Origin of the sequence: Psychrobacillus sp. FSL H8-0484 (genome assembly GCF_038005325.1) — a bacterium.
Classification (GTDB): Bacteria; Bacillota; Bacilli; order Bacillales_A; family Planococcaceae; genus Psychrobacillus.
Map to the genome: position 1 here is coordinate 1,861,904 of NZ_JBBOSZ010000001.1, position 24,508 is coordinate 1,886,411.

At 34.4% G+C, this 24,508-nt stretch carries 27 protein-coding genes and 2 pseudogenes; 26 read left to right on the forward strand and 3 right to left on the reverse strand.

Features of this window, described 5'->3' with window-relative positions:
• Positions 1-161: 161 nt before the first annotated feature.
• The 9 genes from MHH81_RS08930 to MHH81_RS08975 all read left to right on the forward strand — a co-directional run bounded on the left by MHH81_RS08930 (position 162) and on the right by MHH81_RS08975 (position 10,586).
• Positions 162-566: a hypothetical protein gene (locus MHH81_RS08930; protein WP_340920245.1), complete on the forward strand. Its 405-nt coding sequence runs from the start codon at positions 162-164 to the stop codon at positions 564-566.
• Between the two features lie 179 nt (positions 567-745).
• Positions 746-1,147, forward strand: coding sequence for a hypothetical protein (locus MHH81_RS08935; RefSeq protein WP_340920246.1), 402 nt, complete (start codon positions 746-748; stop codon positions 1,145-1,147).
• A 339-nt stretch (positions 1,148-1,486) separates the two neighbouring features.
• Complete coding sequence (locus MHH81_RS08940) at positions 1,487-2,464, forward strand: NAD(P)-dependent alcohol dehydrogenase (RefSeq protein ID WP_340920248.1); 978 nt, start codon at positions 1,487-1,489, stop codon at positions 2,462-2,464.
• 967 nt (positions 2,465-3,431) lie between these two features.
• Entirely contained in the window at positions 3,432-4,694 is a 1,263-nt protein-coding gene (locus MHH81_RS08945; RefSeq protein WP_340920250.1) for an MFS transporter, read from the forward strand.
• A gap of 725 nt (positions 4,695-5,419) precedes the next feature.
• The gene (locus tag MHH81_RS08955; protein ID WP_340920252.1) at positions 5,420-6,016 is read left to right on the forward strand and encodes an NADPH-dependent FMN reductase; all 597 of its coding nucleotides are present in this window, start codon (positions 5,420-5,422) and stop codon (positions 6,014-6,016) included.
• 184 nt (positions 6,017-6,200) lie between these two features.
• Entirely contained in the window at positions 6,201-7,142 is a 942-nt protein-coding gene (locus MHH81_RS08960) for a ring-cleaving dioxygenase (RefSeq protein ID WP_340925199.1), read from the forward strand.
• 416 nt (positions 7,143-7,558) lie between these two features.
• Positions 7,559-7,999 carry a cell wall hydrolase gene (locus MHH81_RS08965; protein WP_340920253.1) on the forward strand — a complete coding sequence of 147 codons (441 nt, stop codon included), beginning with the start codon at positions 7,559-7,561 and terminating at the stop codon, positions 7,997-7,999.
• 754 nt (positions 8,000-8,753) lie between these two features.
• Positions 8,754-9,515, forward strand: a complete 762-nt coding sequence (locus tag MHH81_RS08970; protein ID WP_340920255.1) for a glycosyltransferase — start codon at positions 8,754-8,756, stop codon at positions 9,513-9,515.
• Positions 9,516-9,797: 282 nt separating this feature from the next.
• Positions 9,798-10,586, forward strand: coding sequence for a lipid II flippase Amj family protein (locus tag MHH81_RS08975; protein ID WP_340925201.1), 789 nt, complete (start codon positions 9,798-9,800; stop codon positions 10,584-10,586).
• Positions 10,587-10,784: 198 nt separating this feature from the next.
• Here the strand turns inward: MHH81_RS08975 and MHH81_RS08980 are convergent, their stop codons facing one another.
• Positions 10,785-11,258 carry a MarR family winged helix-turn-helix transcriptional regulator gene (locus tag MHH81_RS08980; RefSeq protein ID WP_340920257.1) on the reverse strand — a complete coding sequence of 158 codons (474 nt, stop codon included), beginning with the start codon at positions 11,256-11,258 and terminating at the stop codon, positions 10,785-10,787.
• A gap of 151 nt (positions 11,259-11,409) precedes the next feature.
• On the opposite strand from MHH81_RS08980, the gene MHH81_RS08985 reads away from it, so the two are divergent.
• From MHH81_RS08985 to MHH81_RS08995, 3 genes are all read left to right on the forward strand, one after another.
• Positions 11,410-11,994 carry a DUF3238 domain-containing protein gene (locus MHH81_RS08985; RefSeq protein WP_340920260.1) on the forward strand — a complete coding sequence of 195 codons (585 nt, stop codon included), beginning with the start codon at positions 11,410-11,412 and terminating at the stop codon, positions 11,992-11,994.
• Between the two features lie 142 nt (positions 11,995-12,136).
• Complete coding sequence (locus MHH81_RS08990; protein WP_340920262.1) at positions 12,137-12,721, forward strand: DUF3238 domain-containing protein; 585 nt, start codon at positions 12,137-12,139, stop codon at positions 12,719-12,721.
• 71 nt (positions 12,722-12,792) lie between these two features.
• Positions 12,793-13,419: an FMN-dependent NADH-azoreductase gene (locus tag MHH81_RS08995; protein ID WP_340920263.1), complete on the forward strand. Its 627-nt coding sequence runs from the start codon at positions 12,793-12,795 to the stop codon at positions 13,417-13,419.
• Positions 13,420-14,138: 719 nt separating this feature from the next.
• Here MHH81_RS08995 and MHH81_RS09000 read toward each other — a convergent pair.
• Positions 14,139-14,507 carry a winged helix-turn-helix transcriptional regulator gene (locus tag MHH81_RS09000; protein WP_340920267.1) on the reverse strand — a complete coding sequence of 123 codons (369 nt, stop codon included), beginning with the start codon at positions 14,505-14,507 and terminating at the stop codon, positions 14,139-14,141.
• A gap of 282 nt (positions 14,508-14,789) precedes the next feature.
• Between MHH81_RS09000 and MHH81_RS09005 the strand changes: the two genes are divergently transcribed.
• The 3 genes and pseudogenes from MHH81_RS09005 to MHH81_RS09015 all read left to right on the forward strand — a co-directional run bounded on the left by MHH81_RS09005 (position 14,790) and on the right by MHH81_RS09015 (position 16,621).
• Positions 14,790-15,848 (forward strand): LLM class flavin-dependent oxidoreductase, encoded by a 1,059-nt coding sequence (locus MHH81_RS09005; RefSeq protein WP_340920269.1) that lies wholly within the window; start codon positions 14,790-14,792, stop codon positions 15,846-15,848.
• 12 nt (positions 15,849-15,860) lie between these two features.
• A pseudogene (locus MHH81_RS09010) lies at positions 15,861-16,190 on the forward strand (NADPH-dependent FMN reductase); the annotation flags it as partial.
• Positions 16,191-16,378: 188 nt separating this feature from the next.
• On the forward strand, positions 16,379-16,621 hold the full coding sequence (locus MHH81_RS09015; protein ID WP_340920272.1) for a hypothetical protein: 243 nt from the start codon (positions 16,379-16,381) through the stop codon (positions 16,619-16,621).
• A gap of 51 nt (positions 16,622-16,672) precedes the next feature.
• On the opposite strand, the gene MHH81_RS09020 is transcribed toward MHH81_RS09015, so the two are convergent.
• Positions 16,673-17,062, reverse strand: a complete 390-nt coding sequence (locus MHH81_RS09020; RefSeq protein ID WP_340920277.1) for a spore coat protein — start codon at positions 17,060-17,062, stop codon at positions 16,673-16,675.
• A gap of 339 nt (positions 17,063-17,401) precedes the next feature.
• Here MHH81_RS09020 and MHH81_RS09025 point away from each other — a divergent pair.
• The 11 genes and pseudogenes from MHH81_RS09025 to MHH81_RS09075 form a co-directional block, all read left to right on the forward strand.
• Positions 17,402-17,635, forward strand: a pseudogene (locus MHH81_RS09025) (FMN reductase); the annotation flags it as partial.
• 88 nt (positions 17,636-17,723) lie between these two features.
• Positions 17,724-17,960, forward strand: a complete 237-nt coding sequence (locus tag MHH81_RS09030; RefSeq protein WP_340920280.1) for a hypothetical protein — start codon at positions 17,724-17,726, stop codon at positions 17,958-17,960.
• 222 nt (positions 17,961-18,182) lie between these two features.
• A complete protein-coding gene (locus MHH81_RS09035; RefSeq protein WP_445678131.1) occupies positions 18,183-19,109 on the forward strand; it encodes an aminoglycoside phosphotransferase family protein in 927 nt (308 codons plus the stop codon).
• A gap of 95 nt (positions 19,110-19,204) precedes the next feature.
• Entirely contained in the window at positions 19,205-19,816 is a 612-nt protein-coding gene (locus tag MHH81_RS09040) for a hydrolase (RefSeq protein ID WP_340920282.1), read from the forward strand.
• A 185-nt stretch (positions 19,817-20,001) separates the two neighbouring features.
• The gene (locus MHH81_RS09045; RefSeq protein WP_340920286.1) at positions 20,002-20,247 is read left to right on the forward strand and encodes a hypothetical protein; all 246 of its coding nucleotides are present in this window, start codon (positions 20,002-20,004) and stop codon (positions 20,245-20,247) included.
• Positions 20,248-20,319: 72 nt separating this feature from the next.
• Positions 20,320-20,775 (forward strand): PaaI family thioesterase, encoded by a 456-nt coding sequence (locus MHH81_RS09050; RefSeq protein WP_340920289.1) that lies wholly within the window; start codon positions 20,320-20,322, stop codon positions 20,773-20,775.
• A gap of 259 nt (positions 20,776-21,034) precedes the next feature.
• Positions 21,035-21,385, forward strand: coding sequence for a VOC family protein (locus tag MHH81_RS09055; protein ID WP_340920292.1), 351 nt, complete (start codon positions 21,035-21,037; stop codon positions 21,383-21,385).
• Between the two features lie 215 nt (positions 21,386-21,600).
• Positions 21,601-22,161 carry an AAA family ATPase gene (locus MHH81_RS09060; RefSeq protein WP_340920295.1) on the forward strand — a complete coding sequence of 187 codons (561 nt, stop codon included), beginning with the start codon at positions 21,601-21,603 and terminating at the stop codon, positions 22,159-22,161.
• A 128-nt stretch (positions 22,162-22,289) separates the two neighbouring features.
• Complete coding sequence (locus tag MHH81_RS09065; protein WP_340920298.1) at positions 22,290-23,390, forward strand: hypothetical protein; 1,101 nt, start codon at positions 22,290-22,292, stop codon at positions 23,388-23,390.
• A 97-nt stretch (positions 23,391-23,487) separates the two neighbouring features.
• Complete coding sequence (locus tag MHH81_RS09070) at positions 23,488-23,661, forward strand: hypothetical protein (RefSeq protein ID WP_340920300.1); 174 nt, start codon at positions 23,488-23,490, stop codon at positions 23,659-23,661.
• Between the two features lie 156 nt (positions 23,662-23,817).
• On the forward strand, positions 23,818-24,231 hold the full coding sequence (locus tag MHH81_RS09075; protein WP_340920302.1) for a VOC family protein: 414 nt from the start codon (positions 23,818-23,820) through the stop codon (positions 24,229-24,231).
• Positions 24,232-24,508 lie beyond the last annotated feature (277 nt).

Consider the following 24,508-nt stretch of genomic DNA (forward strand, 5'->3'; position numbering starts at 1 on the left):
CTTTAGTAGAAGATCATGGGTTGCTTAGGCAACTCTTTTTTCTTATTGAACTAACAGGGCAGGTTAGTTGAATATTAAATCAAATGTTTTAGAACCTTTAGTACAGTCATACACTTAAATAAAAGGAAGTGTACAAACTGAAAAAAGGTAAAATCACAATAATGGGGATCACTGTAATTTTATTTGTTGTAACCTTCTTTCTATTTATCAATCACGTCTCGTCTAAAGAAGGATTATCTGAGAAACGACCTACAGTTAGCCCAGAAATACAAGCAGAAAATGAAAAAAGGTCAATGGAGCTTGAAGATTTTCTCTTTGGGAATAACGGAATTATAAAACAAGTAAATGATGAATTATTAACTAAGGGATATACATTTCAAACACTAATTATGGCAAATTCCATTGATGATATTCAGCTGAAATATGTCTTGGAAAATAAAGAAGCAACTGAATCTGAACAAGAAGCGGTAAAATCAATATTCTTTGAATTAGTTGAAAAGAACAATTTAGATTCTAATGCATTTGAACTTAAAGTGGGTGACGAAGATGATGGACCAGATTGGTAATGTTTACTTCATTTGCACTCTTTTCTTGTTCAACTAACGAGTGCTTTACTTCAAGAAGGGGTAAAGCATTTTTTCTTATTGAACTAACGCAGCAGTTTAGTGTAATAAGAGGTATTTATATACAATTGTCGAAATAGTTATTACCTAGGGACAATTCAATCCGCATTTGAGGGGGAGTTATGTTGAGAAAAATAGTTATTTTACTATTTACAATGATTCTACTAACAGCTTGTTCAAATCAAGAAACTATTAAAGCTACTGGTGAAGGCGACTTGTGGAATGCACATCTAATATACGAGATGACCGATACCTATCTCCATAACAGAGGAGGAATTGAATATACAGGAGACGAGGAACTTCTATATGTCACTTATTCAGTCGTTACGGACGAAGGCGGACGTACTGGAGAAAGGGAACCTCAAGAAAATCAAACTGCTATTTCCTTTGGAACGGGCGGAGGTAATAATCCTCCAGCTACTAAAGATGAAGCAATTAAATCGTTAAACCACGCTACTGTTGAAATTAAATGGCGGACTAATACAGGCGAATATGAAGAACTAATTAACTTTAAAGTAAATTAGTTTTTACGTTGACATCTCCGTTCTTCTTCAACTAACGGGTGCTTTAGTTAAAGATCGTGGAGTTGCTTAGGCAGCTCTTTTTTCTTATTAAACTAACGCCGCAGGTTAGTTGAACAATAAATAAAAAGCGTTTTTATACGATCTAAGAATTAAGTTAATGCAAACCAAATTTGTTCTAAAACAAGGTCAATAAGTATATAGATACAGGGAACTGATTATTGTCCAAAATAGCATGACTAAATTAACTAAATTGAGTAAAGGAATTTATGGCTATTTAAGCGAATTATATTAAATGTATAACTAATAACGAAATGAAAAATATTCTGGGAGGTTAGTGAGATGAGAGCAGCCGTTTACAGTTCGTATGGATCCCCGGAGGTCCTTAGGATAAACGAAGTTGAACTACCACCTCTAAAGAATGACGATCGGGTACTGATCAGAGTGCATAACGCTTCGGTCAATCAATTTGATTGTCTATATCGGAAGGGTTATTTGCCTACCAGATTAGATAATGGTCTTAAAAAACCAAAATCATCAATATTGGGGATTGACGTTTCGGGTATCGTTGAAGCGGTCGGTAAAAATGTAGAAAGATTTAAAGTTGGCGACTATGTCTACGGAAGCTGCTTCGGATCCCACGCAGAATATGTCTGCCCTCCACAGAGTGGACTAAGTCATATGCCGAAAAACATAACTTTCGAACAGGCTGCAGCCGTACCATGTGCTGCTCAAACAGCTCTTCAGGCTTTGCGAGATGTAGCAAAGATAAAATCGGGACATAAGGTTTTGATCTACGGAGCTTCGGGCGGTGTCGGGCACTTTGCAATTCAGCTTGCCAATTACTACGGGGCTGAAGTAACCGCGGTTTGCAGCACCTCGAATCTGCAGTGGGTGAAAGATCTAGGTGCACATTACGTGCTCGATTACATGAAGGAAGACTTCACGAATAACGGACAAAAGTACGATATCATACTGGATGCTGTTGGTAAAACGACCTTTTTTAGTTGTTTACGTTCACTAGCTGAGAATGGTGTCTATATAACTGAAAACCCCCTCTATCCTATGTATCACCCAGTTCAGTTATTGGTTGGTTCCTTAATCGGTCGAAAGAAAGCTAAGCTGCATCTTGCAAATCCTAATGACATGGATCTAGAATTCATGCGGGGGCTTATAGAGGAAGAGAAAGTAAAACCAGTTATAGAGAAGTGTTATCCCTTGGATCAAATCGTAGAGGCTCATAGGCATGTAGAAAGCGGACGTACAAAAGGGAAGGTAGTCCTTCAAGTCATATCTCAATTTGCATGCGTTGATCCTTAAAGGATTAACGCTATTTTTGTTGAATTTAATTTAACTATAGGGACTGGTTAGTTAATATTCCTTCTTCAACTACCATGAAATTAAACTTCTGTAATTTAGGGAAAAAGGCAATACTTAAGAAGACGTAGCTCATTCGTTTAAAAAAAAGGGGAGAGCGCCTAATTCATTGAACTATTGTAGGTAGGTGGACTGGATTAAGATGCTTCAGGTTCTTGTAACGTAACTGTGTATCCTAAACTCTCAAGTCTACGTAAGGACATAGGCTTGGTTGAAAATCTGTTTATAATTAGAAGGCTGATCGTTTATTAGATTAACTAGGGTTGGGGTAATTTTCAAATTTCATCCTTATATCTCTTTAATGGATATACATTCGCCTCTATACACACAACGTTCGTTCTTCTTTTTCGTCGATAGAAGGAGTTTAATTATTGAAATGTGATAATAGAACATTTTTAAAGCAACGTGAGTGAACAAATGAATTTACTCACTTGAAGGTCAAGAAAGCTCAAAGAACTATTTGACGCTTCACTGAACTTGAGGGTATATAGGCTATATTCTAATCAAAGACTGTTGAGGAATGAATTTATACATTACATATTGATGTCGGATTATGGTGAGTTTTAAGATAATCAAGAGCGTTATTTGTTAGATCCTGCGGTTTCCCAGGAAATATTTCGTTGGGGAATTATTCGGGGAAATATTCGCTAATTTCTTAATGAGCTAAAAGAAAAGTTTAATATGTTTGGAGTGTCACAAGGCGTGAGTTAGATAAGTGGTATTTCCCGATAGATAGAGTTGTTGTTAAATCAATATTATTTAACTGAAGCTAAGATAGTAAATTATTATACTACTTCAGTGAAAAAAAATGAGGGCAAGTAATGTATTTAATCTTTTTTGATTCGAGCAAAAAAGACCATAGCCATTCATTTTTCAATGCAGAAAATATACAGAGAAGGTCGTGCAGAAGATGAATACGGAATATGAAAATTGGAAGAGAAATATTATTATCTACTTAAGTAGCCAGACGATATCGCTTTTTGGTTCTTCACTGGTTCAATATGCGATTATGTGGCATATAACACTTACTACACAATCAGGAATGATGATGACACTGTTTATATTATGTGGATTCATCCCTACTTTTATTTTGTCGCCTTTTGCAGGAGTATGGGCAGATCGATACAATCGAAAGGTACTCATTATCTTATCAGATGGACTGATTGCTGTTGCAACTCTCATAATGGCAGTTGTCTTTTTAATGGGATACGATGCTATTTGGTTACTGTTTGCTATGGCTGCTATTCGAGCGATAGGAACAGGTATTCAAGGTCCAGCAGTAGGGGCTATTTTGCCTCAGATAGTTCCAGAAGATAAACTGACTAAGGTAAGCGGAACTAACGGAAGTATACAGGCTATTATTATGTTCGTTTCTCCCATGGTGAGTGCGGCATTACTGACGATGGCTACATTAGAAATGATTTTCTTTATAGATGTCATTACTGCAGCTATTGCAATCGTAACTTTACTCCTATTTTTAAAAATTCCGGTACATGCGAAGGCCTCCGAGGTACAAACGACAAGTTACCTTACTGATTTTAAAGCAGGGTTAACCTATATTAATAACCATGCTTTTTTGAAAAAGTTCTTTTTGTTTTACGCGTTATTTTTTGTTTTGATGGCACCAGCTGCATTTTTGACGCCACTGCAAGTGACAAGGAGCTTTGGTGATGATGTATGGCGATTAACTGCAATTGAAATTGCTTTCTCGATTGGGATGATGGTTGGCGGAGCAATTATTGCCTCGTGGGGAGGCTTTGCCAACAAGGTGCATACGATGACACTTGCCAGTATTATTATGGGAATTTGTACAATTGCATTAGGGATTATGCCAATATTTTGGGCTTATTTACTCTTTATGGCGATATTCGGAGTGTCCATGCCGGTATTCAATACACCGACAACTGTACTAATCCAGGAGAGAGTTGAGGGTGATTACCTTGGTAGAATATTTGGTGTATTTGGGATGATTGCTACTTCCATGATGCCGATAGGGATGCTCATCTTTGGACCTATGGCAGATATCGTGAGAGTGGAATGGATTTTATTAGGTACAGGCTTGCTTATGTTAATACTTGGCCTTTTATTAGGAAGAGACAAAGTATTATTAAAAGCAGGTGAGCCTGTTGTTGTTCCAGAGTCATCTGATTTAACTTCTAATATGAAACCTTGAGACGGATAGATCGCCGTTTCAAGGTGTTTTTTTGTTAAGAATATTACACAGATGTAAACAACCGAACGATAAGCATGAGCCATCCAGGATGAGTCGAGTTCCGTATGTATTCTCATTATCCGTAGTTGATGAAAACAATATGTAACAGTGTATGAAAGCTTTATTTGTCAAATATTATTATATGAGGAGCTCTATTTATAAGGCTTTAAAATAGGTTCTTTCCTATAATTTATAAATACAATAATATTAGGATAAGTGGATTGACAATGAACATTCACTTATGATAAAGTTATCTTGAATTAAAGATATACGACATGAAGATAATTTAAGGGAATCTTTGAACAGTAAACAGATGAGTAAATTGATAATACCCTGAACTGCTTAAACGAATTGGATATCATGCAGAGAGAAATTTAAATTTTTTTAAATTAATATCTCGAATTAAAGATAATTTTGTTGACTTTGATGATCAACAATATATGTTGGTTTTAGATGATTTCAATGAAGGTGTTGCATCGGAAAACCTTAGCAAAGTGGTCCAATACCACTTGAATTCGTGATTAAAGGTTTAGGACCCATTCATGTTCGTAACGCACAATGTGATTATTTTAAAGAACTATTGGAAAAAGTAATGATAATGCGCGATCATCAGTGCGACCAATCAACACGGTACGTAGCATACTTAAAATGGAAAAAGAGTACTTATAAGGAGGTGAAATAAGAAAATGGGATTTTTAAATAAATTATTTGGAACACAACAAGAGGAGGAAAAAACAATGACAAAATCAAATATAGGTATTATTTTAGGATCAACACGTGAGGGACGCGTTAGTCCACAAGTTGGGAAATGGGTAAAAGAACTAGCAGACAAACGTGGTGACGCGAATTACACTATTATCGATATCGCAGATTACAAATTACCGCTTTTAGGTGAAGCAGGCGGCGATGCATCAGGTGCAGCTGCATGGTCAGAAATCATTGCCAAACAGGACGGTTTCGTGTTCATCGTTCAAGAATACAACCACTCTATCACAGGTGCACTAAAAAATGCTTTAGATTATTTACGTGTTGAGTGGAACAATAAAGCAGCTGGTATCGTTTCTTACGGATCTGTAGGTGGCGCTCGTGCGACAGAACATTTACGCGGTATATTAAGCGAATTACTTGTAGCGCATGTTCGCGTACATCCAGCATTATCACTATTTACTGACTTCGAAAACGGTACAGTATTCAAACCAGCTGACGTTCAAGCAGCTTCAGTAAACCAAATGTTAGACCAAGTTATTCCATGGACAACTGCATTAAATACAGTACGTAAGTAACTTTTAAGTATGTAAATCGTTACAAATAGCAAAATGTGCGTGGGCACATGCACATTTTGTGTTTTTAATAAAATTTGAACAAATTCTGAGCAAAACGCTATCAAGCGGATTGAAGGTTTTGCTGAGAATTTGGAAGATAATGATTGATTCATCTTGAATTTTTCAAAGAAAGGGAGGAAGCATGATGAACAAAATAGCGGGCCATCATCATATTTCAATGATTACAAAAAATGGACAACAAAATAATCAATTTTATCAAAAAGTGCTCGGACTTCGTAGAGTAAAGAAAACGGTAAATCAGGATGATCCAAGTATGTATCATCTTTTTTATGGTGATTTAACAGGAAGTGCTGGAACAGAGCTATCGTTCTTTGAAATACCGATGGTAGGCAGAACAAAGCGAGGAACGAATGCCATTACACAAATTGGGCTTTTAGTTCCGTCATATGATAGTTTAATATATTGGAAACGACGATTTGAGGTACTCGACGTGAAACATGGGGAGCTGACTATGTATGCAGGACGTGAAGCGCTTCATTTTGAAGATAGCGAGGGACTACGTCTCATCTTACTAAATAATAATGGTGACGAGGTACCGGCATTTTGGCAGTCTTGGGAGGATTCAATAGTTGTAAAGGAACATCGGATTTTAGGAATGGGTGCAGTGGAAATGACCGTACAATCAATAGATAGCTTAGCAAATACATTAGAAAACTTGTTTGGATATGAACTAGCTTTGCGTACAGCAAATGAAGCACGCTACCAATCTGTAAAAGGACATGCTTTTGGTGAAATTGTAATTGTCGAGCAAGATGGTCCAAATGAAAAGCCTGGAAAAGGTAGTGTACATCACATAGCGATTCGCGTAAAAGACGGTGAGGAACTGCGAGCATGGAAACAGCGAATTCAAAATTTTGGTTTTGAAGTAATGAAAATCACAGATCGTTACTACTTTGAGAGTTTATATTTTAGAGAAGAAAACGGTATCTTATTTGAGTTAGCAACGGACGGTCCAGGTTTTACAGTAGATTCACCCATTGAATCACTAGGTAAAGAGCTCGACTTACCACCATTTTTAGAAGGCAAGCGAGCAGAAATTGAGGCAAAGCTAGCACCCATTGAGTAATGGAGGGGTATCGGGAAAGAAAAGGTAAATATTCGACGTTATGAGGTTACGTAAGCCTGTAGATGAATTGGTGAAATGTATCTAATTAGGAGGAAACAATGATGAATAAACAAACAACAGGGATACACCATTATGGGCTGTTATAAATAAGGGAATTGATGACTTTGAAGAAAATAAGGACATTGATGAAAGGACAAAGAGAATACATCGTCGGCTATCTATGTAAGTTAGTAACCGAGTTAGAAACGGAAAATGAGTAATCCTTACTGTACTAACGATCGATGCATGATAGTTGAATAAAGGTATAAAAAAGAATGCCATAGTTTTCATCCTACTTAAAATTGTAAGCATTCTAATTTTATAAAGAATGACACCAATGTAGGCTTTTTTTCATATTATATTTTGGGGGTGGAAAAATGCCAAGAGTTAAATACAGAGATGCAGACATTGATTTAATGGCAAGGATGATGAGAGCAGAAGCCGAGGCGGAAGGAAACCAAGGGATGTTATATGTTGGCAATGTAATTGTTAATCGTGCTGTAGCAGATTGTTTAGACTTTAAAGATGTAAGAACAATTGAAGATGTCATTTTTCAGGTACAAGGTGGAAATTATTCTTTTGAAGCTGTTCAAAAAGGAAATTTATTTTATCAAAGAGCGAGATCTTCTGAAAAAAGATTAGCAAAACAGAATTTGGATTATTGGAGAGACCATCCAGCGAAATTTGCCCTTTGGTATTTTAATCCATATGCTCCATGTCCTCCAACATGGTACGATCAACCTTTTACTGGTCAATTTAAAAATCATTGTTTTTATGAACCAATAGCAGGAACATGTGAAAGTGTTTATAGAGGTTAGGTTGTCTGGGAGCTATTATTAATTTTGGAGTTTTATTGAAATCCTTCCTTTTTAATGATACGAATACAACCTTTTAGTCGTAAGTACTGTTTGGTAGCCAACGATATTCATTCGATGCAACTCTTGTAGGTAATGTAACAGTTATCAGTTGAAAAAAAGCTTAAAACCTAACCGTAGCTTATTTTTCTCAAACGTTGTTTTGGTGTACTTTTATCTCACGAAATACAAAGGGAACTTCCTGGTTAGCAGGTGCTCCCTTTTTTATATATTAAACATTTAGTAATAGTAATTTATACAAGGAAGCAAGATTGTGAAATATTGTACTTAAACTAAAGGGTGCTTTAGTAAAAAAACAGACAGAGAATACAATGAGCTTGGAGATACTAGGTAAATCCTCTCTTGAATCATTTGCCCCCGCAACTGATTCAGGAGGAATTATCATGGCAAAGAAAAAAGTATCGCTTGTTAAAAGCTATACGCTAAAAATGGCGAGAAAAGATACGAGTTTCCAGTGTATTTGAGTATTGATCCTCTAACTGGTTATACAGAAGCGCACAATGAAACGTGGCATTAAAACAATCAAAGAAGCGGAATTAGCATTAGCATTAGCTCGTATAAAGCTTAGGTGTAATGAAGTCAGATGCACTTTGAATATATCGTTACAAAATAGACATAAAAAAGAAAATTCGGAGTAATATGTAAATGATATACTAAATTTATAAAGACCAATTATTACAGGAAAGAGGGATTTTATATGTCCGAAAGCAAACGATTTATACAAGATGTTCCTGATGAAGATGTAAAATTTTCCGTTATAATACCTGCTCACAATGAAGAAAAGTACATAGGGGAATGCCTAGAATCAATTGCAAAGGCCGCACAACCATATAAAAATCAAGTTGAAGTGATCGTTGTGCTAAATCGTTGTACGGATAGAACAGAGGAAATTGCAAAGTCATACAATTGCGTGACATTGGAAAATTACGATAAAAATTTATCCAAAATTAGAAATGCAGGGGCTGCACTAGCAAAAGGTGAAATCCTGATTACAATTGATGCTGATACTCGAATGACAGAACATTTGTTATCTGAGGTTGAAAAGTATTTAGCATCCAATCAATACATTGGGGGAGGCGTGAACGGAAATTTCGAAAGAATGTCCTTAGGTATACTGGTTTCTACCATGCTACTAATTGTTCCCTTACTGTTCAAGTATGGTTTTATCTCTGTAGGAGTTTTTTGGTGCTATAAAAAAGATTTTCAGGCAATTAAAGGTTTTAACGAGAATATGCTAATGGCAGAAGATGCTGATTTTGCAAAGCGATTAAAACAATGGGGTAAGAAAAATGGTAAAAAATATGGAACGATTAAGAATGGAATGATTACTTCGTGCAGGCGATTTGATCATTATGGGGACTGGGTTTTACTTAAACGACCTGATTTGATTTTAGCTTATCTCAAGAGCAATAATCACAAGGCTGCTAATGAAGCCTATTATGAAGATCAAGCAAGATGATAATGAAGTAAACTCAATTGCTTATCTTCCAGATAATAATTCTCAGCTTGAAGGCAAGATAACGCAAACAAAAAGCAGATATTAAAACAGACGACAAATAAAGTTGTCTGTTTTTTATTGTGTACATTTTAACTGTTCAAAGGTTATAGTTTTTATAGCAGCCTATTGATTATTTACTGCTCTAATATTGAGCGGCATTGAACTAAAGGCAGTTTAGACCTTTTTAAACAAATAAAATTGGAGTAGGTAATGTCTTTGGAATTTTTCACAACACAATTAGTAATGATTGGATTATTTATTTTAATCATTCATTCAATTGAAACATTAGCATATTCAGTACGTTTATCAGGGGCAAGAGTGAAACTATTAGCATCCGCACTTTCTCTTTTTAATGTGATGGTAATGGTTTCAAGGTTAGCGAATATGATGCAACAACCTTTTACAGGAAGTTTGATTGATAATGCACCAAAAGAAAATGCATTAGAATTTGTCGAGAGTCAATATCGTATTCTAATTGGTTCTGCTACATTAGGAACAATACTCGGTTTACTTTTGTTACCGACATTTATTGCTATTTTTTCAAGGGCGATCATTCATTTAGCAGAGGAACGAGGGTCAATTCCAGCGTTATTGAAAAAAGGGTTTAAAATATCATATTTAAGACGTGCAAAAAAGCATATTCATTTACCTAGATATACTTATTTGAAAGATATGAGTTGGCGAGATATACCTATTAAATTATTTTGCATTAATATATTGATTACAGCGATTTATACAATTGGAGTTTTATCTGCACTATATGCAGCGTTGCTTGCACCTGAACGAGCAACAACTGCTGTTATGGCATCGGGTTTAATAAATGGTGTAGCTACAATCTTACTAATTGTATTTATTGATCCCAAAATTTCAATCCTAGCGGATGATGTAATCAACCAAAAAGGGAACTATGTCACATTAAAAAGTGCCTCTATTATGATGGTTACCTCAAGATTGTTAGGAACACTTATAGCACAAGTGTTATTCATTCCAGGTGCAAACTATATTGCTTGGTTTACGCAGTTCATTATGTAGTTTAAGAAATTACAAATGTAACACTATCAAACCTCAGAAAATAATGAGAAATTGTGAAGAAATATACTTTTAAAATCTCATAAAATTGAAGATTTTGTTTCCATTTTGATAGAAAAATGCTTACTTTTACTGTTTAGGGGGACTATGTATTTTTTATGTTGATTAATGTACAAATAGTCCCATTTATAATCTCTATGATTACCAGACAGGTCTTAATCTCGTTGGTAATTTATCATCATTTGCTTCATAAACTAGTTTTGTTAAATCTTCTTTGAGCATTTGCAGTCGTTCGGTACCTATGTTTTCAATCCAACGTTGCTCAATCTCAGTTAGTATCTTCTCTTTTGCTTTCACTACTAACCAACCTCGTTCGGTCAAAACAATAATTTTTCCTCTCTTATCAGTGGGATGAGTTTTTCGCAATACATAACCACTTTTCTCAAGATAATCCACCATTTTACTCACAGCTTGCTTTGTAATTCCTAAATATTCGGCTAGTTCTATACCTGTTGCTCCGTTGGGAGTGATGCATTTAAACATAAAACCATGTACAGGTCTAATATCTCCAAATCCCAATTCACTCAGTCTGTCATGTAGTTCATTAATTGATGTACTCAAGGATAATGATAAAAGTGATGTAAGATCCAATTCACTAAATACTTCATGATTCATACATAAAACCTCCTTAAATAAAGTCAATTAAGTTGACTTTATTTGAAACCCATTGTACTATACACCATGTAGTCAATCAAGTTGACCATAGTTCAATTATAAAAGAAATAGGATTCACCGAAACAAAATTAATACATTATGGAGGGTTCTCATGGCTAACATCGTTAAAATTAGAGGAAGTGTATTTGCACCGTATGCTTGGTTGGAACCTATTATAGATCCTGCAACAGAAAAGATATTCGAATACACTGGTGATGCACGTGAATTTACACCAAACGCTGTAAACACTACACGGTCAAGATTAGAGCAAGAAGTGATCATTGATTTTTATAAAAAAGAAATTTTCACATATACAAATGCTTGTATCGTAACTGTAAAAGTTACAAATCCAGATGGTTCTATTAATTATAAAAAAGGAAAAACAAGTACAGAAAATATTGTATGTACTAATGTTGTGTGGGGCACTGATGAAGTTTCTTTTGAAATGAGGGCAAGTGCAAGCAATCCTTTAAATGCAGCAGCACCTGCTGCTGATTATTTATTAACTATACATGTTAACAAGAGTGGTGTTGCACAAATTGAAGGTGCACATGATGGATTCCCCTGCTATGAATTTTATAAACAAACAGATTTTGGTCCATTTGAATTAATATATACACATGATTTCAGAAAAACTGGTGACACTCCAGCAGCGCTAGCTGGGGAAATGGAATACAGTTTTAAAACAACAATCTAGATATAAATAATAAGTAGAAGTTTACAAGCAGCAAATATTAAAGGAAAAGCAATAATTTATACGAAAGAAATTGTGATCTGTTTTGCTCAATGGTTCAATATTATTATCCAAAATAAAATTAAAAATCATAGAGGTGTGTCTCATGACTAATATCGTTAAAATTAGAGCAAGTGTATTTATTCCAATGTCTTGGACTGAACCAAAGAAGGAAATTCAAACAGGAAACGTAATCCAATTCGAAGGTGACTCACGTGAATTTACACCTTATGCTGTAAACGCTATGCGTTCCAGAATTGAACAAGAAGTAGTTGTAGATTTTTATAAAAAAGAAATTTTCACATATGCGAATACTGGAATAACATCAGAAAGAATCACAACTCCTGATGGTTCCGTTAATATAAGAACAGGAAAAGCTAGTACAGAAGGTATTTTGTGCATGGATGTTGAATGGGGGGGAGATGGCGTCAAATTTCAAATGAGTGCTTGTGCTAGCAACCCACTAAATGTATATGCACCCCCTGTTGACTATCTATTAACTGTACATGTCAAAAAAGATGGTACTGTCGATATTCAAGGTGCACATGATGGATTTCCTTGTTATGAATTTTATAAGCAAGTAAATTTTGGTCCGTTTGAAGAAATTCATACACATGATTTCAGAGAAACTGGTGATACAGCTGAAGCACTAGGTGGAGAAATGGAGTATAGTTTTAAAAAGACATTGTAAAGATAATATAACGCCCTTTTTAGTGAATAAAGATATAACAACGTAAGAGTGAGCAACAGGAGGAACAGAGAATGACAACAATTTTATTTGTAAAAGCAAACAATCGCCCAGCAAACCAAGCCGTTAGTGTGAAATTATATGAGGCTTTTTTAGCAAGCTACAAAGAATCACATCCAAATAATACAGTGATAGAGCTTGATTTATACAAGGAAGAATTGCCATATGTAGGAGTGGATATGATTAACGGTACATTTAAGGCAAGTAGAGGACTTGATTTAACAGCAGAAGAAGCAAAAGCAGTAGCTGTTGCTGATAAATATTTAGATCCATTCCTTGCAGCTGATAAAGTTGTATTTGGTTTCCCTTTATGGAATTTAACAATCCCAGCTGTACTACACACATATATTGATTACTTAAACCGTGCGGGCAAAACATTTAAATATACGCCAGAAGGTCCAGTAGGTCTTATTGGAAATAAAAAAATAGCATTATTAAACGCAAGTGGCGGTGTATATTCTGAAGGACCAAAAGCTGAAGTAGAAATGGCTGTTAAATATGTAGCAAGTATGATGAACTTCTTCGGGGTAAAAGATATGGAGAAAGTAGTGATTGAAGGTCACAGCCAATTCCCTGATAAAGCAGAAGAAATTATTGCTGCTGGGCTTGAAAAGGCTGTTAAAGTAGCAAGTACGTTCTAATTAACAAAATGCTTGTCACTCTGTATGGCAGTACCAACACTTTTATAGTGGTGGTACTGCTTTTTTTTTATTCTCTTATCTCACTTCTTTTGGGCAATGATTGGAATGGCAATATTTGATACTTTGCAACTTAAGAAGGAAGTAAAGCCTTTTTCCTTATTGAGCTGACGGAGCAGTATTCTTCAATAAGCAGCAATGGACTGTTTATAATTATAAATGGTGAAATTAAGTAATAATGGAACTGAAGTTGGTTTTGAGGTTATTAAAGTTACGGGGCAGGAGGAGGATTATATGCTTAAAATAATTTTATTTTTTATCGTAGTCATAGGTGCTATGATTTTGTATTAGAATCAGCATTTGTAGCTGTGTATTAATCAATCTTTATACCAAACCAACTGTAATCAGATTGCCGAAAAGAGAAGAAAAATTAAAACTAACTAAACTAAAAGAAGCCATCGAAACGAAAAAATCCAGGTTTCGATAGCTTTTGTATTCCGTATTTTCCAGTTATAATAGCAAAATTGTAGCAGCATCTTTAAATATTTCTATAACAGCAGCGATGCTTACTTCTGTTTTTGTGGCTCTGCAATATGACTTTCAAAGATTACTACGTCAAGTTTTTCATATCGTATATGCCGCAAGCTACGTTTTTGATGTAGTTGTGAGCAATTTCCATTGGAGCAGTTTATAGAGTTGATTAGTAACCACTATTAGTTTTATTAAGAATGCATTTGTTCGTTGTCAGAAGGATTGTTCTGGGCTTTTTTCATTTTATGAAGGGTATGTGCTGTTCCCCACTCATGCATTGCCTCTAAAATAGGTTCTAAACTCTTTCCGTATTCCGTAATCGAATACTCTACCTTAGGTGGTACCTGTGGATATACTTTACGAGTGATAATATCCTCCTGTTCTAATTCGCGGAGCTGGTTGGTTAACATTTTTTGTGTGATTCCTGGTACTCTACGTTTGAGCTCACTGAATCTTTGTGTACCTTCATTCAAAATAGTTAATAATATAATTGGTTTCCATTTCCCTACTAATATACCTAGAGCATCTTCTACACGGCATAATTCCGGTTGTACTTCCATCTTATTTCCCCCTTGGTATCATTTTGTATACTATACCACTTTAAAGTGCGTTCTTATATTAATGTTCTATACGATTTATACTAACACTATACCCAGCAACTTGAAAAGTAGGAGCATGGAAGAATATCGTTTAATTGCACGTAAAGGTATGGACTTTTCGAAGAATCTACTATACTAATGCACATCCGATTCGTTTCAGAGTATAAGGTTTCTACAAAGCACCAATAGTAGAGCAATAATGAAATAGTGAACACACACTAATTGATAGAAGGGTTGATAAAAATGGAAAAATATCGTATAGATCAAAGCAAAGGTCTAGAATTTGGACTTTATACATTAGGGGACCATATTCCAAATCCACTTACAGGAGAACGTATTTCTGCAGAGCAGCGCATTCATGAAATCATCGATTTAGCGAGGCTAGCGGAGCAAGCAGGCATAGACTTTTTTAGTGTTGGGGAAAGTCATCAAGAGTATTTTACAACGCAGGCACATTCTGTTGTGTTAGCAGCAATTGCTCAAGCAACCAGTAAAATGAAACTCTCAAGCTCTTCATCGATCGTTAGTACTTCAGATCCTGTACGTGTATATGAGGATTTTGCGACGATTGATTTGATTTCCAAGGGACGCGCGGAAATCATTGCCGGTCGTGCATCACGGGTAGGGCTCTTTGATCTATTAGGCTATAATCTTCGCGATTATGAAGAGTTGTTTGAAGAGAAATTTGAACTATTACTGAAAATAAATGAAGAGGAAGTAATCAATTGGAGTGGGCAATTCCGCGCTCCATTAAACAATGCGAGAGTTATTCCGCGTCCGCAAAAGGGCTCCATGCCGATATGGCGTGCAGTAGGTGGACCACCTGCCAGTGCGATTAAGGCAGGTTATGCTGGAGTTCCGATGATGCTAGCTACATTGGGTGGACCAGCTTCGAGCTTTAAGTATTCTATTGATGCTTATCGTGACGCTGCACAAAGTAGCGGTTTTGATCCAGCGTCTCTTCCAATTGCTACAGCAGGCTTTTTCTATGCTGCCGAAACAACACAACTGGCGCAGAGCGAGGCATATCCTCATGTTAACCAAGGGATGCAGCTAATTAATGGACGTGGCTATCCGAAGCAACACTTTGCACAGGGGGCAGATACACGTGATGTCATGAATGTCGGTAGTCCACAACAAATAATTGAAAAGATTCTTTACCAGCATGAATTATTTGGTCACCAGCGTTATATTGCACAAATGGATTTTGGTGGTGTACCATATGAAAAATTAGTAAAAAATATTGAGCTGATCGGTACTGAAATCTTACCTGCGATTAAAAAATATACAGCAAAAAAATAGGGGGGTTCTAACATGAAAATTGTTGGAATATCAGGATCCATAGTAGGGTCCAAAACACGTACTGTCATGAATTATATGGTAAAAGAAGTCACTGAAAATTATCCAGACGCAGAAGTGACATTAATAGACCTAGCTGACTATGACGTTTCATTTAGTGATGGACGCAGTTATTTGGAATATGAAGGGGATACAGGATTTGTAACAAAAACAATTATGGAAGCAGATGCTATTATTATTGGGACACCTATTTTCCAAGCGTCTATTCCAGCGACGTTAAAGAATATTTTTGATTTACTACCGGTCAATGCTTTTCGCGATAAAGTCGTGAGTATGCTTGTAACTGTCAAGAAATAATAAAGTTGTTTAATTTCGAATTATTAAACCCGCATGGTGCTGTTAGAAGTAGAACAAAAGCTAAAAATAAAGTTGTTTAAAATGAAATGAAAAAAGGAGATTAACAATGACTAAGTGTAATGAAAAAGAATGACTTGAAGAATTTGTTATTAGTATTTTAGAGGAAGAACCATCTAATGAAGAGTTTTATGGATATATTTCAAGATTTAGTGAGGATACCCCATTTTGGAGATTATTTTTTTATGTATGATGGTTCTGATGGAAAGACATATTGTGGTGGTGACTATCCTTTGAACATTACGGATATGGAAAATTTTCTAAACATTTTTTCTATGTTTTCAAATCAAAAGAGAAAAAATATTGTAAATATAGTGTTAAACGTGCATAAATACCTTCAAAATAAAAAACAAGCAGCCTAAAAAATTGGTCGCTTGTTTTTTGTACCCTTACATTTAAAAGGGCGATAACATTTAGTTAATGAAATTTTGAGGAATACATTCACGAACACCAGAATTTTGCAATGAGTTAAATAAAGCTGCACTGATCCTTAATATAACATTGGTATCAGTTCCATCTTCTAAATCATAGATTACAAAATATGCATTATCAACTGTAAAAATACATTTTCGTTCTAATTCAAATCCAGGTGGTACAGTTGGAAGATTAAAAACTGGTACACACACGTTTGTATCTCCTTCATCTCTGATAAAATTGAAAGTTTGTTGGTCAATCTCATAGATGTTAACTGGATCAATCTCCACACCTTTATCTGGAACAGTAATTTCATCTTCAACTAATAGGAAAAAGCGTTCGTTTCGAAAATTGAAAAGACATCTCGAGCCAATTTCAAATGATGCCATTTTATATTCACCTCCTTTCCTATATAAATAAGTTATTCGTATCGAATACAATTGTTTGGACAATAAGGAAGGTGGAGTGAGAATAATTAAAATAAGTTGTTCTAGCATTGGATAGGCTACACTGACTGCTAAAGAAGCAAACGCTGAATACATGGAAGTTGTATAATTTCGATCGTAAGAAGATAATCCGCAAAATAGATATTAATAAAGTTATTTAAAATTGGACTATAAAGCCCTTATAATTTAAGGTTCACCCTTTTTAAACAACTTTATTGTCATTTAAAATGCTGATTATTAAACGACTTTATTATTTTTAAACAACTTTATTATGATGGAACAGTAACAGCTGGTTCACCTAAACACTATTTAATTGTTGAGACACAGCTAAAGCCGATTTTAGCTTATATGAAAGCACAGATCGTTCAAACATACGTATTTATCGAGGAAAAGGATTTCCATCGAAAAGAAATTGTGAATGATGATGTCCTCTTCCGAATTGACCGTTTAGTGGAAGATACAATTGTTCTGACAGAAACATATACTAAAATTCGAGAAGAAAAATATGATTTTTAAAGGCTAAATGCTTACATGAAAATTTAATTTTTGGAATAGTTTAACATATTGGGATTTGTGGTATAAACTGTTAGTAGGAGGTGCTCACATGAAATTAAAAAGTTTTATTATCGCTTTTTCATCACTTGTCTTAACTACTGGTCTGCTTTTATTAATAGGACATCTGTTTACAATTCCTTGGTTAATGTTTCAACACGAATTTACAGGTAATGCAAATGGATTCTCTATGACTACTGGTTCGTTCGTTCCTTTAATTATCGGTTTAATTGTCAGTTTTTTTGCGGAAAGAATTTATGTAAATAGGTACCAAAAAAAACTTGGTTGATAAAACCAAGTTTTTTTTATGTCTTATTAACTTCCATTATAAAGATGTTAAGTTCACCAAATTCCAATTCTCTCATTGCTTCTAACTGTTTTCTTACTAGTTTTGTCCAAAAAAGTTCCTTAAAGATTACGCAAGCACTTGAAATAGAAGAGCTTCTTTAAAGGAATTTTTGTTAGTGTTATAGAAAAGTAAATATAGAGAAAATACTGGAGGTTTATGATGATTGATCACATACCAACTCTTCAAAAAAAGATAGAACTGCTTCAGAATGCTTCTAAAATAGAAAGACTGACGAAAGGCTACTCACCTGATAAGAAATTTGTGGTCTATGAAGATGATAAAAAATGCTTGTTGCGTGTAGGCAATATAGAAGGTTTTGAAAAGAAGAAGTCAGAATTTAACATATTAAATGAATTGCAGCAGTATAATGTTCAATCTTCCAAGCCGATTAATATAGGTGTTATAGATGATTTGGGTGTTTGCTATACGATTTACTCTTATCTTGATGGGATAGATGCAAAAGAGGCCATGCCTACTCTTACGGACCAAGAACAATATAAAATTGGAATGGAGGCCGGGGAGCAACTAACTAGGATTCATTTATATAAAGCCCCTCCTACAATGGACACTTGGTATACTCGAGCAATGAAAAAGCATTACAGGTACCTGGAGGCATATAAGACTTGTGGAATAAAAATTAAAAATGATGAAAAAATAATTGATTTTATTGAGAGTAATAAGCACAGTTTAAAAAATCGTCCTAATCATTTTCAGCATGATGATTTTCATCTAGAAAATATCATTGTGAAGAATAAGCGGTATGTTGGGGTTATTGACTTTAATAACTTTGATTGGGGAGACCCACTTCACGATTTTGTAAAAGTAGCTTTTTCTCAAAGAGGGTTAAGTGTTCCTTTTTCAATAGGACAAGTTCAAGGATATTTTGATCATAATGTTCCCAAAGACTTTTGGCAGCTTTATTCCGTATATGTTGGAATGGTTATTTTTTCATCTGTTGTTTGGTGTTTAAGATTTTCGCCTGAACAATTAGATGAAATGATAGAACGCTTATACGTTATATTAGAAGACCACAAAAACTTTGAAATATTAAAACCTGCATGGTACGAGCCAAACATGTTTTTAAGCTAACGGAAACTTTCGGGAAGAACAGGCATGCTCTTTTTGCTTGTTCAACTAAAGCTGAACAGAATAGTTAAAGAAATTATAGAAGGGTGAGGGGAATTATGGGTTCAAGAATAATGCACTTGATTATCGCTAATAGAATTGCAGAGTGTCTATCGATAGAAGATAGAACACCGTTTTTACTTGGAGGCATTGCACCAGATGCTGTTTCACCTAAAGACTCATCACATTTCTTTAAAGGTGAAGTACAAGATTATTCAAGAAGCATTGATTATAAAGGATTTTTACATAAATATAGTTCACAAGCAGAATGTCATTATATATTGGGGTATTTTACACATCTAATCGCTGATGATATATGGCTGAAAGGTTTTTATCTTCCTTGGTTGAAAAACAGAATGGAAGCTAATAAAGAAATATTTAATTTATACCACAATGATTTCCAATTACTGAATGGGAAATTATTAGAACACTATGGCTTTACAGATGAATTAAGAAAAATGCTCCGTTATCTTCCTACAATCTTTGATTTGCAAGAGGTTAACTCCAAAGATGTTGAAGAATTCATTCCTTATGTATTAGGTGATATGGAGTACGATAAGAAAGTTATAAATGAAAAACTTCATGTATTTACGTTTAATCAAATAGTTGGTTATATAGAGACATCAGTTGATAAGGGGTTATCGAATATTAAACCTATACTTACTTCATAGGAATTGAAATGATAATAAACAATAAGTGAGCGAATGAGGATAAAAAATAGTTGTGTCTTCTCCTAATTGAGTTGGTCCCTTTTATTTATCTTTGTGATCTTTTTAGGGAAGTTAAAAATTTGTATGTTACATAGTATCGATAAAAACATGAATACTAAAATGGAAAGCAAAAAGGAGTGATACTTATGGCTATATGTCCTTTATGTAACTCACTAAAAGTATTAGAACTAAATTGCCCAAAATGTAATGATCGACTAGAAGACTCAGGTAAGGCATCCGATTTTTTAGATCCTTACGGTCATTATAATGATGAAGAAACTGTAAAAATGGGTGATGGCTATCCCAATACAGCTAAAAATCAGATTTGTCCTCATTTAATGATCTGTATTAATTGCGGACATAATGAAGTGAAGTTCATACAAGAAGAATAGTAGAAAATAATTGCTAGGTCCTACTTTCAACTAGGCTTTGGAGAATAAATAAAAGGAAAGGAGGCTCGAAAAGTGAGGAAGAAAATTGATGAGTTTCAAATCCATGAAAATTACTATGAACAAATTTTAAAGCAAGTAAAAAATGATCCATATGCAGATTCTTTAGGAATTCAGTTAACAAAGTTTGAGGCTGGGTTAGCAGAAGCAACACTGGAAGTACAAAGCCATATGGTAAATGCACATGCGACTGTACACGGTGCAGTGATGTATGCTTTAGCAGATCACGCTTTTTCGGTAGCATGTAATGCATACGGGAAAACATCTTTAGGACTCTCAACTACAATCCATTGTATTGAATCAGCTAAACCTGGAGACAAGATAGTCGCTCGTGCAACAGAATTAAAGCGAAACTATCGCACAGGTTTTTATAGAATCGACATCTTACATGAGCAAAAGTTAATAGCAACTATGGATGCAGTGTCATATCAAAAGGATCATTATTTTATTGAACTTGATGAACAAGTTTAAGAATACATCCAAATTTATTCCCCAAAATGAAGTTAGATTATTTGTGTTTAGTTATTCCATATCCAATTCAATAAGTTAATTAAACAGTAAGGAAGTTTGAAATATAACTTAATTTATTTTACTAACGAGATAAGATTAGTATAATAAGTTGATAAAATGTATCCTTTTAAAAGGTATTTATACTTTTCTTCTTGAAATAAAGAAGCAGGATTGTTTGCAATAAAACTTTTTGAAATGTATTTAATTGGAGGTCAGTACTATGAAAATTAAAGGTTTCGGTGGGATTTTTTTGAGATCAAAAGATTTAGTTTCATTAAGAAATTGGTATGAAAAAACACTTAGAATTTCGATGGGAGAATGGAATGGCTCTATTATTAAACCAGATGCTGACAACGAAACTATCTTTTCTTTATTTCATAACGATAGTGATTATTTTCCAAAGGAACAATCTGTGATGTTGAATTTTCAAGTGGAAAACATCGAAGCTTGGATGGAGCATTTCAGCAAAATTGGAGTACCACTGATAAAAGGACCTGAAAAAAGCGAGTATGGAACATTTATTTGGATTTCTGATCCAGAAGGAAGATGGATTGAAGTTTGGGAGAAATAAACATATAGTAATACAATTTGACTTACTAAGGACTTTCTAAAAAAAAAGAAAGTCCTTTTTATTAAGCTAACGGAGGCTATTCTTAGTTAGTAATAGCTTTTATTACCTTTTATTTATGGCGTTATCATTACAAGAGGGAACAGAAGAAATAAATTAAAAACCTTCTTAAGCTAAAGGGGTAGGTTTGAAGAAGAAATTGTTTGGAGGAAGGTACTATGAAAAAGTTTGTTTTTATATTTGGTCCACAAGCAGTTGGAAAAATGACTGTCGGACAAGAATTAGCAAAGGTAACTGGCTTAAAATTATTTCATAACCACATGACTATTGATTTACTTGAGCCACTATACGGATTTAGTCCAGAAATGTGGAGATTAACACACCTATTTCGGCAGGAAATATTTAATTCATTTTCTAAAAGTGATCATTATGGGATGATTTTTACTAAGGTCTGGTATTTTAATCAAAAAGAGGATTGGGACGATATAGAAAATATATGTCAAACTGTATCTTCTCAAGGGGCTGATATTTATTTCGTTGAATTAGAAGCCAACGTTGAAGAAAGATTAAAACGAAACAAGACATCACATAGACTTGAAAATAAACCAACTAAAAGAAACATTGAACAATCTGAACAACATTTACTAAGTACCATAGAAAGTAGTAGGTTGAATTCTAAAATTGGTGAAATTGAAAAAGAAAATTATATAAGAATAGATAACACTTATTTAAGTGCTGAAGAAGTCGCTCAAATAATTAAAAAAGAGTTTCAATTATAGTGTTATTTTCCGACTAGCTGGAGCTGTATTTGAAGATCATTGAGCTGTTTTATACGTCTCTTTTATCTTGTTGAACTACAGGGGCAGTTTAGTTTAAGTACAAATCGTTTTAGAAAGGATAATCAGAAATGACAGATGAGGATCTTAAGAATGCCATTGAGAAAATAGAAAATTTAAACATGGAACATATTTGGAAAATTGGCGAAGGTGCTTGGCATAATGTCTATAGAATAGAAAGGAATTTTGAAGAGGACCTTGTACTAAGAATTAGGAAAAAGAATGCTTATGGGCAATTACAAGCATATAAAGAAATTGACTTGATTACTGAATATGAATCTTCAAAAGTTTATTACCATCAGGCTATTCAGTGTTCTTTTAACATTTGTCCTTCTGTCTTTGACTATTTTCAAGAGGAATCATTAGCATTTACCGTAGAAAGTTTTATGGGTGAAGGAAAAAAACTACAATGCCTTAGCCATTATGAAGCATTTACAATTGGAGAAAAGTTAGGAGAATTCTTTAAGGTTATGCACAGGAAAAATCCCGATATACAGGGATTTGGTAGGATTATATGGAACGGTAAACTTCTTGAAGGAAAGGTGCAACAGGAAGCTCACTATATTTGGCAAAATGATAACGACTTTTATTTAAGTATCTTAAATAGTTTGACTAGTACTGATTTAACATTTAATCGCGAAAAAGTTGTAGATAAGATTTTAAAATTAATTGAAAACAGGCGGAAAAACCCGCAAAAGATATCATTAGTCAATCAAGATGTAACACCAGAAAATATTATATTTAATGTAGATAATGTTTCTATAATTGACCCATTTCCAAGCTTAGATTTTGATTTGAAATATGCTGGGTATTTTGTTTTTTGTTATAAATTCCTTCTTCCAGCCTATTCTAATGCCTCAAGATACCGAAATCATGCTTATAATCAAAATTCTAGCATATTAAATAGAATTGCAGACGGTTTTATGAACGGTTACATAAGAGATAATGTGAAGTTGTATAAATGTTTATTGGACGAATACATCTTGTGGATATTATTAGAGGCTCATGAACACTATGAAACATTAAAAGAAAGTGTATTGGACCCTAAGGCACTGCAGCAAATGGGTGATAAGGACATGATTAGAAATAGATTAACATTATGTTTAAACGAATTAGAAAATTTATCTTTAGATAATTCCTTCAGCTTTTTCAACTACCATGGAAGAACGTAATTTTCTTGCATATTCTGTGGTGAAGCAGGGCTTCATGGATGGCTAACGAAGGAGGTTAGTTATTTTTGGTGAATTATTGGGATAAGGGGGTATTCGCTTGGAAGAACTTCCATATGTAATAATAATTTCGATTGTATTGATTAGTAGTTGGATTGATTATAGAAAGAAGGTTAAGAAAGCTGAAAACGAAGAAGAAATCAGAAAGGCATTTGTCCCCTTTCTTTTAGTAGTGGTTCTATTTGTTGTATCTATTTCAGTATTTCTTACTTAAACTCCCATAAAAATTAAAACTCTCGTTTAGCTGAACAATGCTGTTAGGAGAATGCCTTTATAATTGTAATGCAACTAAGGAAGCAGGTTAGTTAAAAACTATAATTTTGACATGGCTTTCTTGCCTGTGATAATGTCAACTTGAGGTGATAAAAAAATGGCATTTCAATCCAAAAATATCTTTATCAATTTACCAGTGAAAAACGTGAACAAGTCCACTAACTTTTTCAAGGAGCTAGGTTTTGAGTTCAACCCACAATTCACTACTGAGGACACAGCTAGTATGATTATCAGTGACAATATCTTTGCTTTGTTAATGCTTGAAGAACGTTTCAAAGAGTTTAGTAAGAAGGAAATTGTGGATACTACTTCGGCAGAAGCGATTTTCTGTTTATCAGCTGAAAGTCGGGATCAAGTGGATGAGTTGGTAAATAAGGCCCTGTCATCAGGTGGTAAATCTTCGAGTGACCCTCAAGATCATGGATTTATGTATGTATGGGGTTTTCAGGACTTAGACGGTCATTTATGGGAAGTCGCTTATATGGATGAAAGCGCAATGAATTTGGGATAAAATTATGGTTTTAGAGTTAGTTTATGCAGTTTTAATATTCTATGGGATGATGTCTTAACAGGTATCATCTTTTTTATTTACATTTTATCCATTGTAATACGGGAAAAAAATAAGAAAAAGTGGACGCTATTTATATTGATATAGATGCAGATCAATTCCCTGTTTTTACCAGCATACAAGGTGAGGGTATATGAGGAATAACAAAAAAAAGGAGCGGGCTGTCCCAAATTGACGAAGGAACAGCCCTTTAAAACCGATTTTAACTTCTAAAAACTCA